The organism is Protofrankia sp. CiP1_Cm_nod1 (assembly GCF_920888515.1).
Taxonomy (GTDB): domain Bacteria; phylum Actinomycetota; class Actinomycetes; order Frankiales; family Frankiaceae; genus Protofrankia.
Genome location: NZ_CAKKTM010000326.1, coordinates 36,805 through 38,150, shown reverse-complemented (window position 1 = coordinate 38,150; position 1,346 = coordinate 36,805). Strand labels below are relative to the sequence as shown.

The window sequence follows — 1,346 nt, the reverse complement described above, 5'->3', positions numbered from 1 at the left end:
GCCTAATTACCATTACCCCTGTTTGGACGCCACCGTCGGCCGCCCTTACACGCTGTACGTGCATGGCAACAACGACACGATGGGTGCGGTGCGGGCGGTGGAGTCGATCGCGACCGGCCTGGGCTGGCGACGGTTGCGCGAGCCGGTGACGGTAATCGGTACCCCGGATGCGAAGGACCGGGATGCCTGCTGGGAGCTGGGCGCCAGCACGGCGGCGAGTCTGATGCCGTAGCGCTCGGGTCTGGTGGGTATCGAGGAGGATTCATGCGCCATGCATGAAAGTGTGGTAGCGTGAACAGATGAGCGAGTCCGCCGACCTGGGCATCATCCAGGTGCGTGATGTCGATCCGACGACGCTCGCGGTCCTCCGCGAGCGCGCTAGATCGCTCGGCCAGTCACTGTCCGGGTACCTGCGGGACCTGATGGATGCCGACGCGGCTACGGAGACCAACGCCGAGGTCATCGCCCGCATCGCCCGCGACAGGGAACCGGTGGAGCTCACCATGGACGACATCCTCGCGGCGCGCGACGCGGGGCGGCGTTGACCCTCACGTACGTGGTTGACTGCTCGCTCGTCATCGATGTGCTGTCCGTGCGCAATGGCGACGAGGTGCTCCGGCAGCGCCTGTCCGCCCCGCGCACGCTGCACGCCCCGCACCATCTCGACGTCGAGGTCGCGTCAACAGTCCGCGGGCTTGCCGGCGGAAAGAAGATCACGGACCATCGCGGCGAGCAGATGCTGGCTGACTACGCGCGCCTGCGGATCACCCGTCATCCGGTCTGGCCCTACCACCCCCGGATGTGGGAGCTACGGCACAACCTCGGCGCCTACGACGCCGCCTACATCGCGCTCGCCGAAGCACTTGGCTGCGAACTGCTCACAGGCGACACCAAGCTCAAGAACGCTGCCGGACACCGCGCGACGGTCATCGTCACCCGGTAAAGGATCAGGCAGACTTCGACGGGTGTCCATTCAGGGGTGTGCGCCCCAGCACCCTGATGTTGATGTTGGTTTAGGCGGCGAGGGGCATGCTGGGAGCTGGGGGCCATGGTGGCCGCGCGCCTGATGCCGTAGCTGACCGCTAGTGGTCGAGCGTTCCGACTCGACCAGACGGGTGGTCGTGAGGAACGACGGGCGGTGACCAGGGTCGGGGTGTAGCTGTGTTGTGGTGGCGGGGCGAGGGTGTCGGTGGGTGTCGGTAGGGTGCGGCCATGTCGAGTCCGTCCACGCCTCATGACGCGGTGTTTCGCCGGATTTTGGGGACGCCGTCGAACGCGGCGTCACAGTTGCGTGCGGTGCTGCCGCCGGGGCTGGTGGCCCGGCTTGATCTGGACCAGCTGGCGCT

The 1,346-nt window shown here is 66.9% G+C and carries 3 protein-coding genes and 1 pseudogene; all 4 read left to right on the top strand.

Translation table 11 applies throughout. The features are described from left to right. A pseudogene (locus NBX02_RS14735) lies at positions 1-232 on the top strand (flavodoxin); the annotation flags it as partial. A 67-nt stretch (positions 233-299) separates the two neighbouring features. After that, complete coding sequence (locus NBX02_RS14730) at positions 300-545, top strand: hypothetical protein (RefSeq protein ID WP_250282741.1); 246 nt, start codon at positions 300-302, stop codon at positions 543-545. Further along, positions 542-943 carry a type II toxin-antitoxin system VapC family toxin gene (locus NBX02_RS14725; protein WP_250291777.1) on the top strand — a complete coding sequence of 134 codons (402 nt, stop codon included), beginning with the start codon at positions 542-544 and terminating at the stop codon, positions 941-943. The genes NBX02_RS14730 and NBX02_RS14725 overlap by 4 nt, the downstream gene beginning before the upstream one ends. A gap of 269 nt (positions 944-1,212) precedes the next feature. Then, positions 1,213-1,346, top strand: a 134-nt coding sequence (locus NBX02_RS23235) for an Rpn family recombination-promoting nuclease/putative transposase (protein WP_445548445.1), incomplete at its 3' end; no start/stop codon positions are given.

Excerpts from the sequence above, each read along its gene's own strand:
- NBX02_RS14730 (WP_250282741.1), top strand. The coding sequence starts at position 300 with ATGAGCGAGTCCGCCGACCTGGGCATCATCCAGGTGCGTGATGTCGAT.